Consider the following 237-nt stretch of genomic DNA (forward strand, 5'->3'; position numbering starts at 1 on the left):
TGCGCGCGCTTTACGCCCAATAATTCCGGACAACGCTTGCCCCCTACGTATTACCGCGGCTGCTGGCACGTAGTTAGCCGGGGCTTTCTTCTCAGGTACCGTCACTCCGGTAGCAGTTACTCTACCGGACGTTCTTCCCTGGCAACAGAGCTTTACGATCCGAAAACCTTCATCACTCACGCGGCGTTGCTCCGTCAGACTTTCGTCCATTGCGGAAGATTCCCTACTGCTGCCTCC

At 56.5% G+C, this 237-nt stretch carries 1 rRNA gene; it reads right to left on the bottom strand.

Going from position 1 to position 237, the window contains the following annotated elements:
- Positions 1-237 (bottom strand): 16S ribosomal RNA (locus KJS63_RS25990); the annotation flags it as partial.

The sequence above is a fragment of the Paenibacillus sp. J22TS3 genome (genome assembly GCF_018403205.1).
Lineage (GTDB): Bacteria > Bacillota > Bacilli > Paenibacillales > Paenibacillaceae > Fontibacillus > Fontibacillus tuaregi.